Origin of the sequence: Streptomyces sp. NPDC026092, from assembly GCF_040638605.1 — a bacterium.
Taxonomy (GTDB): Bacteria; Actinomycetota; Actinomycetes; order Streptomycetales; family Streptomycetaceae; genus Streptomyces.
In genome coordinates, this window is the sequence record NZ_JBEZYN010000026.1 from 1 (window position 1) to 16,092 (window position 16,092).

The window sequence follows — 16,092 nt, forward strand, 5'->3', positions numbered from 1 at the left end:
CCGGCCGCCGCCGCCCGCTCCGGCGCCCCGCGCAGGCCCGCGCCCCGCCCGCCGGCGCGGAAGGTGCGCACGATCCGGCTCGGCAGCCCCAAGCCCCGGCTGCGGCTCGTCTCCCTGGGCCTGACCCTCGTCATGCTGGCCTTCGTCGTCCGGCTGCTCCAGGTGCAGGCCGTCGACGCCAACACGCTGGCCGCCAAGGCCGAGGCCCACCGCTTCCAGGAGTACACGCTCTCCGCCGAGCGGGGCGAGATCACCGACCGCTCCGGAGTCGCGCTCGCCTCCAGCGTCGACGCGTACGACATCACCGCCGACCCCAAGCTCTTCACCCTCGAGGACAGCAAGGTCAAGGACGCCCCCGAGCAGGCCGCCGCGCTCCTCGCGCCGCTCCTGGGCAAGGAGCCCGCAGAGCTCGCCAAGAAGCTCCGTACCCCCAAGTCCCGCTACACCCTGCTCGCCCGTAAGCAGACCCCCCAGGTCTGGAACCAGATCAAGGACCTCAAGAAGGTCTACGGGGAGAAGGCCAAGGCCTCCGCGGGCGGCAACGGGATCAACCTGCTCGGCGGGATCCTCAGCGAGCCCAGCACCAAGCGCGTGTACCCCAACGGGGAGCTGGCCGCCGGGATACTGGGGTACGTCAACGCCGAGGGCCGGGGCGCCAGCGGCCTGGAGTCCCAGCTCGACAAGGAACTGGCCGGTGAGGACGGCAAGATCAAGTTCGCCCAGTCCGGCGGGCGCCAGGTGCCCACCGCGGGCTCCCAGGGCACCCCGGCCGTGCCCGGCTCCGACATCGAGCTGACCATCGACCGGGACATCCAGTGGGCCGCGCAGAAGGCCATCACCGAGCAGGTGCGGAAGTCCAAGGCCGACCGCGGCTACGTGATAGTGCAGAACACCAGGACCGGCGAGGTCCTGGCCATGGCCAACGCCCCCGGCTTCGACCCCAACGACCTCTCCGCGGCCAACGCCGCCGCGATGGGCAACGCGGCCCTCCAGGACGCCTACGAGCCCGGCTCCACCAGCAAGGTCATGTCCATGGCCGCCGTCCTGGAGGAGGGCGTGGCGACCCCCGACACCCATGTCGTCGTGCCCAACCGGCTCCACCGCGGCGACCGGAGCTTCAAGGACGACATCGTCCACCCGACCTGGTACCTGACGCTCAACGGCGTCCTCGCCAAGTCCAGCAACATCGGCACGATCCTGGCGGCCGGCCAGCTCGGCAAGACCCAGGCCGAGGCCAACCAGGTCCTCCACTCCTACCTGCGCAAGTTCGGCATCGGCAGCCCCACCGGACTCGGCTACCCCGGCGAGACCCCGGGCATCCTCGCCAAGCCCCAGGACTGGTCGACCTCGCAGCAGTACACGATCCCCTTCGGCCAGGGACTGTCGATCAACGCCATGCAGGCCACCTCGGTCTACTCGACCATCGCCAACGGAGGCGTACGGATCGAGCCGACGCTCGTCCGCGGCACCAAGGGGCCCGACGGCCGGTTCACCCCGGCGCCCGCTCCGGAGCAGACCCGGGTGGTCAGCGAGAAGACCGCCAAGTCCCTCGCGCAGATGCTGGAGTCCGTGGTCGACGACCGCGAGGGCACCGGCACCAAGGCCCGCATCCCCGGCTACCGGGTCGCGGGCAAGACGGGCACCGCCAACCGCTTCGACCCCGAACGCGGCGGCTACTGGGGGTACACGGCCTCCTTCGCCGGGTTCGCGCCCGCCGACGACCCGCAGATCACGGTCTACTGCGCGATCCAGAACCCCACCAAGGGCAGCGAATTCGGCGGCCAGATCTGCGGCCCCATCTACAAGAAGGTCATGGAGTTCGCCCTCAAGACGCTCCATGTGGCCCCCACCGGCAGCGAGCCCGCCCGACTGCCGGTCACGTTCAAGGACAGCGAGTGACACCCCGGGAGCACCAGTGAGCACGATCACCCCCGATTCCGGGAACCGGAAATCGAACTCCGGCGACGGCCGGGCCTCTTTTGGCCCCGCGGCGGGTGGGCCCGGTACGCTCACCGCCGTGCCACACGCTGATCAGTACCGAACCACCCCGCCCCGCCCGGAGCAGGCCCGCCCGACACCCCTGGGCGACCTGGCCGCACGGCTCGGAATCGAGACGCCCGGCGACACGGACGTCACGGGCATCACCCACGACTCGCGGGCGGTACGCCCCGGCGACGTCTACGCGGCCCTCCCCGGCGCCCGGCTGCACGGCGCCGACTTCGCCGACCAGGCCGCCGGTCTCGGCGCCGCCGCGATCCTCACCGACCCGGCCGGCGCCGACCGCGCCGCCGCGACCGGCCTGCCGGTCCTGGTCGTGGAGGAGCCGCGCGGCCGGATGGGCGAGCTCGCCGCGGAGATCTACGGCCGGCCGGGTGAGGACCTCCTCCAGATCGGCATCACCGGCACCTCCGGCAAGACCACCACCGCCTACCTGGTGGAGGGCGGCCTCAAGGCGGCCGGCCGCAGGAGCGGCCTCATCGGCACGGTCGAGATGCGGATCGGCGACGAGCGCATCAAGTCCGAACGGACGACCCCCGAGGCCACCGACCTCCAGGCGCTCTTCGCCGTCATGCGCGAACGCGGTGTCGAGGCGGTCGCCATGGAGGTCTCCAGCCACGCGCTCGTGCTCGGCCGGGTCGACGGCTGCGTCTTCGACGTCGCCGTCTTCAACAACCTCAGCCCGGAGCACATGGAGTTCCACTCCGACATGGAGGACTACTTCCAGGCCAAGGCGCGGCTGTTCACGCCCGAGCGCAGCAAGCGGGGCGTGGTCAACCTCGACGACGCGTACGGCCGCAGGCTCTCCACCGAGTCCGGCATCCCGGTCGTCACCTTCTCCGCCGAGGGCCACCCGGACGCCGACTGGCGCGCCGAGTCCGTCGAGATCGGCTCCCACGGCTCCACGTTCACCGTCCTCGGCCCCGAGGGCGAGCGGATCTCCGCCGCCGCCCCGCTGCCCGGCCCGTTCAACGTCGCCAACACCCTGGCCGCGATCGTCACCCTGGCCGTCGCCGGGATCGACCCGCAGACCGCCGCCGACGGCATCGCCGCCGTGCCCGGCGTCCCGGGCCGCCTGGAGCGCGTCGACGCCGGCCAGCCGTACCTCGCGGTCGTCGACTACGCCCACAAGACGGACGCCGTCGAATCGGTCCTGCGCTCGCTGCGCAAGGTCACCGAGGGCAAGCTGCACATCGTCCTCGGCTGCGGAGGCGACCGGGACACCACCAAGCGCGGCCCGATGGGCGCCGCCGCGGCGCGCCTCGCCGACACCGCCGTACTGACCTCCGACAACCCCCGTTCCGAGGACCCCCTCGCGATCCTGGCCGCGATGCTCGCGGGCGCCGCAGAGGTGCCCGCCCACGAGCGCGGCGACGTCCTGGTCGACGCCGACCGGGCCTCCGCCATCGCGGCGGTCGTGGCCCGCGCGCAGTCGGGCGACACCGTGCTCGTCGCCGGCAAGGGCCACGAGCAGGGCCAGGACATCGCCGGGGTGGTCCGCCCCTTCGACGACCGCCAGGTCCTGCACGAAGCGATTGAACGCAGCCTCAAGAACAGTCAGGGATAAGTTGTGATCGCCCTCTCTCTCGCCGAGATCGCCGAAATCGTCGGCGGGCAGTCGTACGACATACCGGATCCGGCCGTCCGGATCACCGGTCCCGTCGTCATCGACTCCCGTGAGGTGAAGCCCGGCAGCCTGTTCGCCGCCTTCGCCGGCGAACAGGTCGACGGCCACGACTACGCGGCCCGCGCCGTCGAGGCGGGCGCGGCAGCGGTGCTGGCCGCCCGCCCCGTCGGTGTGCCCGCGATCGTCGTGGACGACGTCCAGGCGGCGCTCGGCGCGCTCGCCCGCGCCGTCGTCGAACGCCTCGGCACCGATGTCGTCGCGCTGACCGGCTCGGCCGGCAAGACCTCCACCAAGGACCTGATCGCCCAGGTCCTGGAGCGCCACGCGCCCACCGTCTGGACGCCCGGCTCGCTCAACAACGAGATCGGGCTGCCGCTGACGGCGCTGCGCGCGAGCGACGACACCCAGCACCTCGTCCTCGAGATGGGCGCCCGCGGCATCGGTCACATCCGCTACCTCACCGGACTGACCCCGCCGCGGATCGGACTCGTCCTGAACGTGGGCACCGCCCACATCGGCGAGTTCGGCGGCCGCGAGCAGATCGCCCAGGCGAAGGGCGAACTCGTCGAGGCCCTGCCGCCCGCCGACAAGGGCGGAGTGGCGGTCCTCAACGCCGACGACCCGCTCGTCCGCGCCATGGCCGCACGGACCCACGCGCGCGTGACCCTGTTCGGAGAGTCGGACGAAGCGGTCGTACGTGCCGAGAACGTGCACCTCACCGCTGCCGGACAGCCCTCATTCCGGCTTCACACACCCACCGGGTGCAGTGACGTGACCTTGCGCCTGTACGGTGAGCACCACGTGTCGAACGCGCTCGCCGCGGCCGCCGTCGCCCATGAGCTGGGCATGCCCGTGGAGGAGATCGCCACCGCGCTCTCCGAGGCGGGCACCCTGTCGCGCTGGCGCATGGAGGTCACCGAGCGTCCGGACGGCGTGACGATCGTCAACGACGCCTACAACGCGAACCCCGAGTCCATGCGAGCCGCTCTGCGCGCGCTCGCGGCCATGGGCCGGGCCGCACAGGCCCAGGGGGGCCGTACGTGGGCGGTGCTCGGCAAGATGGCCGAGCTCGGGGACGCATCGCTCGCCGAGCACGACGCGGTCGGACGGCTGGCCGTCCGGCTCAACGTCAGCAAGCTCGTCGCGGTCGGGGACAGGGAAGCGTCCTGGTTGCAACTGGGCGCATATAACGAGGGTTCGTGGGGTGAGGAGTCGGTGCACGTGTCCGACGCGCAGGCGGCGGTCGACCTGTTGCGCAGTGAGCTGCGCCCGGGGGATGTCGTCCTTGTGAAGGCGTCCAGGTCGGTCGGTCTGGAGCAGGTCGCCCTTGCTCTCCTCGACTCCGAGAGCGAGGTCACGGGCCGATGAGGCAGATCCTCTTCGCGGGCGCCATCGGGCTCTTCCTGACCCTGATCGGCACTCCGCTGCTCATCAAGCTCCTTGCCCGCAAGGGGTACGGGCAGTTCATCCGTGACGACGGCCCGCGCGGCCACGCCGGGAAGAAGGGCACGCCCACCATGGGCGGCATCTCCTTCATCCTGGCCACGCTCATCGCGTACGCCCTCGCCAAGGTCATCACCGGTGAGGACCCGACGTACTCGGGCGTCCTCGTCCTCTTCCTGATGGCCGGCATGGGTCTCGTCGGCTTCCTCGACGACTACATCAAGATCGTCAAGCAGCGGTCGCTCGGTCTGCGGGCCAAGGCGAAGATGGCCGGCCAGCTGATCGTCGGCATCGCCTTCGCCGTGCTCTCGCTGCAGTTCGCGGACCTGCGCGGGCTCACGCCCGCCTCCACGAAGCTCTCCTTCATCACGGACTTCGGCTGGGCCATCGGGCCGGTCCTGTTCGTGGTCTGGGCGCTCTTCATGATTCTCGCCATGTCCAACGGCGTGAACCTGACGGACGGTCTGGACGGCCTGGCCACCGGCGCGTCGGTGATGGTCTTCGGCGCGTACACGTTCATCGGCCTGTGGCAGTTCCAGGAGTCCTGCGCCAACGCGGTCACCCTGACCAACCCCAACGCCTGCTTCGAGGTCCGCGACCCGCTCGACCTCGCGGTCGTCGCCTCCGCCCTCATGGGTGCCTGCTTCGGCTTCCTGTGGTGGAACACCTCGCCGGCCAAGATCTTCATGGGTGACACCGGCTCGCTGGCCCTCGGCGGCGCGCTGGCCGGTCTCGCCATCTGCTCCCGCACCGAGCTGCTGCTCGCCCTGCTCGGCGGCCTGTTCGTGCTGATCACCATGTCGGTGGTCATCCAGGTCGGCTCGTTCAAGATGACCGGCAAGCGCGTCTTCCGGATGGCCCCGCTCCAGCACCACTTCGAACTCAAGGGGTGGTCGGAAGTGCTGGTCGTCGTCCGGTTCTGGATCATCCAGGGCATGTGCGTGATCGTGGGCCTGGGCCTCTTCTACGCGGGATGGGCATCCGAAAAGTGAGCTGGAACGGCAAGAGGGTCACCGTCGCGGGTCTCGGGGTCTCCGGGATCCCGGCCGCCCGCGTCCTGCACGGCCTCGGCGCCGTCGTGACCGTCGTCAACGACGGCGACGACGAGCGCTCCCGGGCGCAGGCGGAGGAGCTGCGGGCCGAGGGGATCACTGTCCGCCTCGGCGACGGCGACACCCTGCCGGAAGGCACCGAGCTGATCGTCACGACCCCCGGCTGGCGGCCCGACAAGCCGCTCTTCGCGGCCGCCGCCGAGGCGGGCGTGGAGGTCTGGGGCGACGTCGAGCTCGCGTGGCGACTCCGGGGCCCCGATGCCGCTCCTTGGCTCGCCGTCACCGGCACCAACGGCAAGACCACGACCGTCCGGATGCTCGCCTCGATCCTGGAGGCCGCCGGGCTGCGTACCGCCGCCGTCGGGAACATCGGCGTCTCGCTCCTCGACGCCGTCCTCGGCGAGGAGACGTACGACGTCCTCGCCGTCGAACTCTCCAGCTACCAGCTCCACTGGGCGCCCTCCCTGCGCGCCCACTCGGCCGTCGTGCTCAACCTGGCGCCCGACCACCTCGACTGGCACGGCTCCATGGAGGCGTACGCCGCCGACAAGGGCCGGATCTACGAGGGCAACACCGTCGCCTGCGTCTACAACGTCGCCGACAAGGCCACCGAGGACCTGGTCCGCGAGGCCGACGTCGAGGAGGGCTGCCGCGCGATCGGCTTCACCCTCGGTACGCCCGGTCCGTCCCAGCTCGGCGTCGTCGAGGACATCCTCGTCGACCGGGCCTTCGTCGAGAACCGGCAGAAGCAGGCCCAGGAGCTCGCCGACGTCGCGGACGTCCAGCCGCCCGCCCCGCACAACATCGCCAACGCGCTCGCCGCGGCCGCCCTCGCCCGCGCCTTCGGCGTCGAGCCGAAGGCCGTACGGGACGGACTGCGGGCCTTCCGGCCCGACCCGCACCGCATCGAGCTGGTCGAGGAGATCCAGGGCGTGGCCTACGTCGACGACTCCAAGGCCACCAACACCCACGCCGCGGAAGCCTCGTTGGCGGCCTACGACCCGATCGTCTGGATCGCCGGCGGTCTCGCCAAGGGCGCCACCTTCGACGAGATCGTGGCCAAGTCGGCGCAGCGGCTGCGCGGGGTCGTCCTGATCGGCGCCGACCGCGCGCTGATCCGCGAAGCCCTGGCGCGACACGCCCCCGAGGTCCCGGTCGTGGACCTCGACCGGACCGACACTGGGGCGATGTCCGAGGCGGTCCAGGAGGCGGCGCGACTCGCGCAGCCGGGCGACACCGTCCTGCTGGCCCCGGCCTGCGCCTCGATGGACATGTTCACCAACTACAACAAGCGGGGCGAGGCCTTCGCGGACGCCGTCCGCGCCCTCGCCGCCACCGGGCGCTGACCTGCGGGCAAGGAGGTCCGGCGACGCCGGGCCCGACTGGAGGGGACAGCGACCATGCCGAGCAGAACCGCCGGGACCCGCAGGCCCTCCGCCGACCGCGGCGGAGGCCGCGCGCCCGCGCCGTCCCGCCCACCCCGCGCCGCCGGCGTACGGCGGATGTACGAGCAGGCACGGCGGGCCTGGGACCGGCCGCTCACCGCGTACTACGTCATCCTCGGCGCCGCGCTGCTCATCACCACGCTCGGCCTGGTGATGGTCTACAGCGCCTCGATGATCACGGCGCTCCGCTACGACCTGGTGCCCTCGTACTTCTTCCGCAAGCAGTTCTTCGCCGCGGTCCTCGGCGCCGCGCTGCTCCTGGTGGCCTCCCGGATGCCGGTGAAGCTGCACCGGGCGCTCGCGTACCCGATCCTCGTCGGCGCGGTCTTCCTCATGGTGCTCGTGCAGATCCCCGGGATAGGGAAGGCCGTCGGCGGCAACCAGAACTGGATCTCGCTGGGCGGACCGTTCATGCTCCAGCCCAGCGAGTTCGGCAAGCTGGCGCTCATCCTGTGGGGCGCGGACCTGCTCGCCCGCAAGCAGGACATGAAACTGCTCACCCAGTGGAAGCACATGCTGGTCCCGCTGGTGCCCGGAACGTTCCTGCTGCTCGGCCTCATCATGCTCGGCGGGGACATGGGCACGGCGATCGTGCTCGCCGCGATCCTCTTCGGCCTGCTGTGGACCGCCGGCGCGCCCACCCGGCTCTTCGTCGGCGTGCTCGCGGTCGCGGGGACGATCGGCTTCCTGCTGATCAGGACCAGCGACAACCGGCTGAAGCGCTTCGCCTGCATCGGCGCCACCGACCCCGGGGGAGAGGGTGCGCCCTGCCTCCAGGCGGCCCACGGCATCTATGCTCTGGCCTCGGGCGGATGGTTCGGTTCCGGACTGGGCGCCAGTGTGGAAAAATGGGGCCAACTACCCGAAGCGCACACCGACTTCATCTTCGCCGTCACCGGGGAGGAACTGGGGCTGGCGGGGACGCTGTCGGTACTCGCCCTGTTCGCGGCTCTAGGCTATGCGGGTATCCGCGTGGCCGGACGCACGGAGGACCCCTTCGTGAGGTACGCCGCGGGAGGTGTGACCACCTGGATCACGGCGCAGGCCGTGATCAACATCGGTGCGGTGCTCGGTCTGCTGCCGATCGCCGGTGTCCCGCTCCCGCTGTTCTCCTACGGAGGGTCGGCCCTGCTGCCGACCATGTTCGCCGTCGGGCTCCTCATCGCCTTCGCGCGACAGGATCCCGCCGCGAAAGCGGCCCTGGCCATGCGGCGCCCCGGTTGGGGCAAGCGGACCGGGATGATTGGGAAGTCGATGCGACGGCGCGTCAAGAAGCGTCCGTCCGGAGAGCGGTGAATTTCGGTGCATGTCGTACTCGCCGGTGGGGGGACCGCCGGCCACATCGAGCCCGCGCTCGCCCTCGCGGACGCCCTGCGCAGGCAGGACCCGAGCGTGGGGATCACGGCGCTCGGGACGGAGAAGGGTCTGGAGACCCGGCTCGTGCCCGAGCGGGGCTACGAGCTGGCGCTCATCCCCGCCGTGCCGCTGCCGCGCAAGCCCACCCCTGAGCTGATCACCGTCCCCGGACGGCTGCGCGGCACCATCAAGGCGGCCGAGCAGATCCTGGAGCGCACCAAGGCGGACTGCGTGGTCGGCTTCGGCGGCTACGTGGCGCTGCCCGGCTACCTGGCGGCCAAGCGCCTCGGGGTGCCGATCGTGGTCCACGAGGCCAACGCCCGGCCGGGCCTGGCCAACAAGATCGGCTCGCGGTACGCGGCCGGGGTCGGCGTCGCCACCCCGGACTCCAAGCTCCGGGGCGCCCGTTACATCGGCATCCCGCTGCGGCACACGATCGCCACCCTCGACCGGGCCCGGGTCCGGCCCGAGGCGCGCGCCGCCTTCGGTCTCGACCCGAACCTGCCGACCCTGCTCGTCTCGGGCGGCTCGCAGGGCGCCCGGCGCCTCAACGAGGTCATCCAGCAGATCGCCCCGGTGCTCCAGCGCTCGGGCATCCAGATCCTGCACGCGGTCGGCCCGAAGAACGAGGTGCCGCGTGTCGACAACATGCCGGGGATGCCGCCGTACGTCCCGGTACCGTACGTGGACCGGATGGACCTCGCGTACGCGGCGGCGGACATGATGCTCTGCCGCGCGGGCGCGATGACCGTCGCCGAGCTCTCGGCCGTCGGGCTGCCCGCCGCGTACGTCCCGCTGCCGATCGGCAACGGCGAACAGCGGCTCAACGCCCAGCCGGTGGTCAAGGCGGGCGGCGGACTGCTCGTCGACGACGCGGAGCTGTCGCCGCAGTGGGTGCAGGGCAACGTCCTGCCCGTACTGGCCGATCCGCACCGCTTGTACGAGATGTCCCGCGCCGCCGCCGAGTTCGGCCGCCGGGACGCCGACGACCTGCTCGTCGGCATGGTGTACGAGGCGATCGCCGCGCGGCGCTCGTAGGCGGCGGGCCGCGCCCGCACAGCACAGGAGGCAGGGCACGTGTCGGGACCGACGACAGCGGAGAAGCGTGGCACACGCGAGCCGAAGGGGTCGTCGGAACCGGACTCCTCCCGTCCAGGCGCCCGGAATCAGGGATTCCGGGCGCCTGGGACGCGCCTGCTGCTGATCGTGCTCGGCCTCGTCCTGATCGTGGCCGGTGGAATCTGGGCGCTCTACGGCTCCAGCTGGCTGCGGGTGGAGCGGGTGTCGACCTCCGGCACGCGGGTTCTGACGCCTCGTGAGGTGGAGGAGGTCGCCGCCGTACCGATCGGGTCCCCGCTCGTCTCGGTCGACATGGACGCCATCGAGGCGCGACTGCTGCGGAAACTGCCCCGAATCGACACGGTCGAGGTCTTTCGGTCCTGGCCGCACGGAATCGGTCTGAAAGTGACGGAACGGCAGCCCGTTCTCGTGGTGGAAAAGGGCGGAAAGTTCATTGAAGTGGACTCCGCCGGAACGCGATTCGCGACCGTGGACAAAGCCCCGTCCGGCGTGCCGGAGCTCGTCCTGAAAGCCGGCTCCGCACCGAGCCTGCGCCGCTTCGACGAGGACCGGCTGCTGCGCGAGGCCGTGGGCGTGACGGGCGAACTCCCCGAGAAAATCGCCCGGGACACTCGTGTCGTCGGCGTCACCTCGTACGACTCCATCACTCTGGAGCTCAGCGGCGGCCGCACGGTCTTCTGGGGCAGCGGCGAGGACGGTGCCGTCAAGGCGCGGGTCCTGACCGCTCTGATGAAGGCGGTGCCCAAAGCGGGGCACTTCGATGTAAGCGCCCCCACGGCCCCCGCCGCGTCGGGGAGTTGACGCGCATACCCGCTGGCCAGTGCCCTGGTTGGCCAGCGACATGGGTGATCACATAGGGTGAAAAGAAAAACGGGAGGTTCGGCGTGTTCGTTGAACGTGCGCCACTTGTCGACTTAGTGTCCTGTTCGGAAGAGTCCAGCGAACAGAGACACTGGTAACCCTAAACTTCAACGTTAGGGTTTGGGTCGGCGTTTCGGACCGTCCCAATCGGCATCCGTCGTCGCAGCGCGACTACCGCGAAGCGGCGACACGTAACTCGAGGCGAGAGGCCTTCGACGTGGCAGCACCGCAGAACTACCTCGCAGTCATCAAGGTCATCGGTGTCGGCGGCGGTGGTGTCAATGCCATCAACCGAATGATCGAGGTCGGTCTCAAGGGCGTCGAGTTCATCGCGATCAACACCGACGCGCAAGCGCTGTTGATGAGCGACGCCGACGTCAAGCTCGACGTCGGCCGTGAACTCACCCGCGGCCTCGGGGCCGGGGCCAACCCGGCAGTCGGTCGCAAGGCGGCAGAGGACCACCGTGAGGAGATCGAGGAGGTCCTCAAGGGGGCCGACATGGTCTTCGTCACCGCCGGCGAAGGTGGCGGCACCGGCACCGGCGGCGCACCCGTCGTGGCCAACATCGCGCGCTCGCTCGGCGCCCTGACGATCGGTGTGGTCACCCGGCCGTTCACCTTCGAGGGACGCCGTCGGGCCAACCAGGCGGAGGACGGCATCGCCGAGCTCCGCGAAGAGGTCGACACCCTCATCGTCATCCCGAACGACCGGCTGCTCTCGATCTCGGACCGTCAGGTCTCCGTGCTCGACGCCTTCAAGTCGGCCGACCAGGTGCTGCTGAGCGGTGTGCAGGGCATCACCGATCTCATCACCACCCCCGGTCTGATCAACCTCGACTTCGCCGACGTCAAGTCGGTCATGTCCGAGGCCGGTTCGGCCCTCATGGGGATCGGCTCCGCCCGCGGCGACGACCGCGCGGTGGCGGCGGCCGAGATGGCGATCTCCTCGCCGCTCCTCGAGGCCTCCATCGACGGCGCCCGGGGCGTCCTGCTCTCCATCTCCGGCGGCTCGGACCTCGGTCTCTTCGAGATCAACGAGGCCGCGCAGCTGGTCAGCGAGGCGGCTCACCCCGAGGCCAACATCATCTTCGGCGCCGTCATCGACGACGCCCTGGGCGACGAGGTACGGGTCACGGTCATCGCGGCCGGGTTCGACGGCGGCCAGCCGCCGGCCCGCCGGGACAACATCCTCAGCTCGGCCTCGGCCAAGCGCGAGGAGCCGGCCCCGGCGCCCCGCGCCACCGAGCGCCCGCTCGGCGGCCTCGGCACCGTCGCCCCGCGCGACGAGCCGTCCGCCCCGGCCGAGCCGGCCCCGGTCGCCTCGGCCGAGAGCACGCTGCCGCCGGTCACCCCGCCGGTGGTCCCGACGGCCCGCCCGTACCCGGACACCCAGGCCGAAGAGCTGGATGTCCCGGACTTCTTGAAGTGATAGACCGGCTCGAACCCGTGAGCGGCGCGCACTTCGCCTTCACCGACAGGTGGGGCGGGGTGAGCGCCGTTCCGTACGAGGAGCTCAACCTCGGCGGCGCCGTGGGGGACGACCCCCAGGCCGTCCGGGCCAACCGGGCGCGAGCCGCGGGGGAGCTCGGGCTCGACCCCGGGCAGGTCGTCTGGATGAACCAGGTGCACGGCCCCGACGTCGCGGTGGTCGACGGGCCCTGGGGCGACCGGCCGGTTCCGGAGGTCGACGCGATCGTCACCGCCCGGCGCGGACTCGCCCTCGCCGTCCTGACCGCCGACTGCACCCCGGTGCTCCTCGCCGACCCCGTGGCCGGGGTCGTCGCCGCGGCCCACGCGGGGCGGCCCGGGATGGTCGCCGGGGTCGTACCGGCCGCGGTGCGGGCCATGATCGAACTGGGCGCCGATCCGGCCCGGATCACCGCCCGTACCGGCCCCGCCGTCTGCGGGCGCTGCTACGAGGTCCCGGAGGCGATGCGGGCCGATGTGGCCGCCGTCGAACCGGCCGCCTTCGCCGAGACGAGCTGGGGGACCCCCGCCGTCGACGTCACCGCCGGGGTCCACGCGCAGTTGGAGCGGCTCGGGATCAAGGACCGGCGGGCCAGTGAAGTCTGCACTCTCGAGTCGGGCGACCACTTCTCGTACCGCCGCGATCGCACCACAGGGCGACTCGCGGGATATGTCTGGTTGGAACGGAAATGACGGATCGTAAGACGGAACTCGCCGAGAATCTGGCGCGGGTGGAGGAACGAATCTCCGCGGCCTGCGCCGCCGCCGGGCGCGAGCGATCCGAAGTGACCCTGATCGTGGTCACGAAGACCTACCCCGCGAGCGATGTGCGGATCTTGCACGAACTCGGGGTGCGGGACGTGGCGGAGAACCGCGACCAGGACGCCGCCCCCAAGGCGGCGGCCTGCGCGGATCTGGACCTCCGCTGGCACTTCGTCGGCCAGTTGCAGACCAACAAGGTCCGTTCTGTGACGAGTTATGCGGATGTCGTGCAGTCTGTCGACCGCTTGAAGCTCGTCGGCTCCCTCTCGGCCGCGGCCGAGAAGACCGGTCGCGAGCTGGGATGTCTCGTCCAGGTCGCGCTCGACGCCGAGTCGGGCGAGCGCGGCGAGCGCGGTGGCGTCGGGCCTGACGGCATCGAGGAGTTGGCCGCCGCCGTGGACGCGGCACCCGGGCTCCGGCTGGACGGACTGATGACCGTCGCGCCGCTCGCGGGGCCCTACGCGGGGCGCCAACGTGCGGCGTTCGACCGCCTGATGGATTTGTCGACTCTCCTGCGCGCGAACCGCCCGGCTGCGAACATGGTGTCCGCGGGAATGAGTGCGGACCTCGAGGACGCCGTGGCTGCCGGAGCGACACATGTGCGCATCGGTACGGCGGTACTGGGTGTCCGCCCCAGGCTCGGGTAACGTCGCGAAGCAAGTCGGACCACAGCAGAAAATATGGTCATTCCCGCCGGTCGGCGGGGGCGGACCGCGTGGATCACGGGCACTTGGCGACGAGGCCGATCCACCACAGAGCGGAGGACTCAGAGAATGGCCGGCGCGATGCGCAAGATGGCGGTCTACCTCGGCCTCGTGGAGGACGATGGGTACGACGGCCGGGGTTTTGACCCCGACGACGACTTCGAACCCGAGCTGGAACCGGAACCCGAGCGTGAGCGGCGCCATCAGCCCCCGCGCCAGGTGGAGCGGGAGGAACCGGTGCGCGTGGTGCAGCAGCCCGCGCCCCGCGAGCCGGTCGCGCACGCCGCCCCGCTTTCCGCTGAAAGCGGACGTCCGGCACGAATCGCCCCCGTGGCGTCCATCACACCCGAACGTCCGAGCCTGGAGAAGAACGCGCCGGTGATCATGCCCAAGGTCGTGTCCGAGCGGGAGCCGTACCGCATCACCACACTGCACCCCCGGACCTACAACGAAGCCCGTACCATCGGGGAACACTTCCGTGAGGGCACTCCGGTGATCATGAACCTCACGGAGATGGACGACACCGACGCGAAGCGACTTGTCGACTTTGCCGCCGGACTCGTCTTCGGGCTCCATGGCAGCATTGAGCGCGTGACGCAGAAGGTGTTCCTGTTGTCGCCTGCTAACGTCGATGTCACGGCGGAGGACAAGGCCCGGATCGCAGAGGGCGGATTCTTCAACCAGAGCTGAGACAACGAAGACCGGAACGGCCGGCCGGAAGGCCGGACAAGCGAGAGCACGAGAGTCAGGGGAGAGGGAAGCGCGGGATGGGCGTCGCACTGCAGGTGGTCTATATCGCGCTGATGTGCTTCCTCATCGTGCTGATCTTCCGGTTGGTCATGGACTACGTGTTCCAGTTCGCGCGTTCATGGCAACCCGGCAAGGCGATGGTGGTCGTTCTGGAGGCCACCTACACTGTCACCGATCCACCGCTCAAGCTTCTGCGGCGGTTCATCCCGCCGCTGCGTCTCGGGGGCGTGGCACTCGACCTGTCCTTCTTCGTTCTGATGATCATCGTCTACATCCTGATCTCCATCGTGAGCGGCTTCGCGAGGTGAATGTGGACGATACGGTCTTGCCGACTGCCGACGACTACGTAGAGGTGAAGAAGAGATGCCGCTGACCCCCGAGGACGTGCGGAACAAGCAGTTCACGACCGTCCGCCTTCGAGAAGGCTATGACGAGGACGAGGTCGATGCCTTCCTCGACGAGGTCGAAGCCGAACTGACCCGCCTGCTCCGCGAGAACGAGGACCTGCGCGCCAAGCTGGCCGCCGCGACGCGTGCCGCCGCGCAGAACCAGCAGCAGCAGGGCATGCGCAAGCCCCCGGAGCAGCAGGATCGTCCCGTCGGTCCCGGCGCCCCGGTGCCCGCCGCCATATCCGGTCCGCCGGTCCAGCAGCAGCCCCCGCAGATGGGTCCGCCGCAGCTGCCGTCCGGTGCCCCGCAGCTCCCCGCCGGTCCCGGTGGCCACGGCCCCGGTCCGATGCAGGGCGGCCCGATGGGCCCCGGCCCCGGCCAGATGCAGGGCGGTCAGATGCAGGGCGGCCCGATGGGCCAGCCGATGGGTGGCCCCATGGGGCACCCGCAGCAGATGCAGCAGCCGATGCAGCAGCCCCAGCAGGGTCCCGGTGGCGACAGCGCCGCCCGGGTTCTCTCGCTGGCCCAGCAGACGGCCGACCAGGCGATCGCGGAGGCCCGTTCCGAGGCCAACAAGATCGTCGGCGAGGCGCGTTCGCGCGCCGAGGGCCTGGAGCGGGACGCCCGCGCCAAGGCGGACGCGCTGGAGCGGGACGCGCAGGAGAAGCACCGCGTGGCGATGGGCTCGCTGGAGTCCGCCCGCGCGACGCTGGAGCGCAAGGTCGAGGACCTGCGAGGCTTCGAGCGTGAGTACCGGACGCGACTGAAGTCGTACCTGGAGTCGCAGCTGCGTCAGCTGGAGACCCAGGCGGACGACTCCCTCGCCCCGCCGCGGACGCCGGCCACGGCTTCGCTGCCGCCGTCGCCCTCGATGGCCTCGGCCGGCGCGAGCGCCCCGTCGTACGGCGGCAACGGCACCATGGGCGGCGCGCCGTCCATGGGCGGTGCCCCGTCCTACGGTGGCCAGCAGCAGATGTCCCCGGCTATGACCCAGCCGATGGCACCGGTGCGGCCGCAGGCGCCGCAGCCGATGCAGCAGGCGCCCGCACCGATGCGTGGCTTCCTGATCGACGAGGACGACAACTGACGGCGGCGGTTCGCGCGATGAGCGCGTAGCCGTCGGCAGGCTGCAAGGGCCGGGCCCCGGGAAACCGGGGC

The 16,092-nt window shown here is 70.8% G+C and carries 14 protein-coding genes; all 14 read left to right on the forward strand.

The features are described from left to right. Window positions 1-1,899 (forward strand): penicillin-binding protein 2 (locus tag AB0F56_RS31465; protein WP_362015870.1); only part of this gene is annotated, 1,899 nt, incomplete at its 5' end. A gap of 118 nt (window positions 1,900-2,017) precedes the next feature. Beyond that, a complete protein-coding gene (locus AB0F56_RS31470; RefSeq protein ID WP_362015872.1) occupies window positions 2,018-3,565 on the forward strand; it encodes a UDP-N-acetylmuramoyl-L-alanyl-D-glutamate--2,6-diaminopimelate ligase in 1,548 nt (515 codons plus the stop codon). Window positions 3,566-3,568: 3 nt separating this feature from the next. Next, window positions 3,569-4,993, forward strand: a complete 1,425-nt coding sequence (murF, locus tag AB0F56_RS31475; protein ID WP_362015875.1) for a UDP-N-acetylmuramoyl-tripeptide--D-alanyl-D-alanine ligase — start codon at window positions 3,569-3,571, stop codon at window positions 4,991-4,993. Then, window positions 4,990-6,060 carry a phospho-N-acetylmuramoyl-pentapeptide-transferase gene (gene mraY, locus AB0F56_RS31480; RefSeq protein ID WP_189802264.1) on the forward strand — a complete coding sequence of 357 codons (1,071 nt, stop codon included), beginning with the start codon at window positions 4,990-4,992 and terminating at the stop codon, window positions 6,058-6,060. The genes murF and mraY overlap by 4 nt, the downstream gene beginning before the upstream one ends. After that, entirely contained in the window at window positions 6,042-7,466 is a 1,425-nt protein-coding gene (gene murD / locus AB0F56_RS31485; protein WP_362015878.1) for a UDP-N-acetylmuramoyl-L-alanine--D-glutamate ligase, read from the forward strand. The genes mraY and murD overlap by 19 nt, the downstream gene beginning before the upstream one ends. Window positions 7,467-7,520: 54 nt before the next feature. Further along, window positions 7,521-8,861, forward strand: a complete 1,341-nt coding sequence (gene ftsW, locus AB0F56_RS31490) for a putative lipid II flippase FtsW (RefSeq protein ID WP_362015881.1) — start codon at window positions 7,521-7,523, stop codon at window positions 8,859-8,861. Between the two features lie 6 nt (window positions 8,862-8,867). After that, window positions 8,868-9,959: an undecaprenyldiphospho-muramoylpentapeptide beta-N-acetylglucosaminyltransferase gene (murG, locus tag AB0F56_RS31495; protein ID WP_362015884.1), complete on the forward strand. Its 1,092-nt coding sequence runs from the start codon at window positions 8,868-8,870 to the stop codon at window positions 9,957-9,959. A gap of 39 nt (window positions 9,960-9,998) precedes the next feature. Continuing rightward, window positions 9,999-10,802, forward strand: coding sequence for an FtsQ-type POTRA domain-containing protein (locus AB0F56_RS31500; protein ID WP_362015887.1), 804 nt, complete (start codon window positions 9,999-10,001; stop codon window positions 10,800-10,802). A 277-nt stretch (window positions 10,803-11,079) separates the two neighbouring features. Beyond that, window positions 11,080-12,291 (forward strand): cell division protein FtsZ, encoded by a 1,212-nt coding sequence (ftsZ, locus tag AB0F56_RS31505; protein WP_362015890.1) that lies wholly within the window; start codon window positions 11,080-11,082, stop codon window positions 12,289-12,291. Continuing rightward, window positions 12,288-13,022: a peptidoglycan editing factor PgeF gene (pgeF, locus tag AB0F56_RS31510; RefSeq protein ID WP_362015893.1), complete on the forward strand. Its 735-nt coding sequence runs from the start codon at window positions 12,288-12,290 to the stop codon at window positions 13,020-13,022. Before ftsZ ends, pgeF begins: the two co-directional genes overlap by 4 nt. Further along, complete coding sequence (locus AB0F56_RS31515) at window positions 13,019-13,738, forward strand: YggS family pyridoxal phosphate-dependent enzyme (protein ID WP_362015896.1); 720 nt, start codon at window positions 13,019-13,021, stop codon at window positions 13,736-13,738. Before pgeF ends, AB0F56_RS31515 begins: the two co-directional genes overlap by 4 nt. 126 nt (window positions 13,739-13,864) lie before the next feature. Continuing rightward, on the forward strand, window positions 13,865-14,485 hold the full coding sequence (sepF, locus tag AB0F56_RS31520) for a cell division protein SepF (RefSeq protein ID WP_362015899.1): 621 nt from the start codon (window positions 13,865-13,867) through the stop codon (window positions 14,483-14,485). A gap of 77 nt (window positions 14,486-14,562) precedes the next feature. Next, window positions 14,563-14,853, forward strand: a complete 291-nt coding sequence (locus tag AB0F56_RS31525) for a YggT family protein (protein ID WP_352190508.1) — start codon at window positions 14,563-14,565, stop codon at window positions 14,851-14,853. Window positions 14,854-14,908: 55 nt separating this feature from the next. Next, window positions 14,909-16,021, forward strand: coding sequence for a DivIVA domain-containing protein (locus tag AB0F56_RS31530; RefSeq protein ID WP_362015902.1), 1,113 nt, complete (start codon window positions 14,909-14,911; stop codon window positions 16,019-16,021). The last annotated feature ends 71 nt before the right edge of the window (window positions 16,022-16,092 follow it).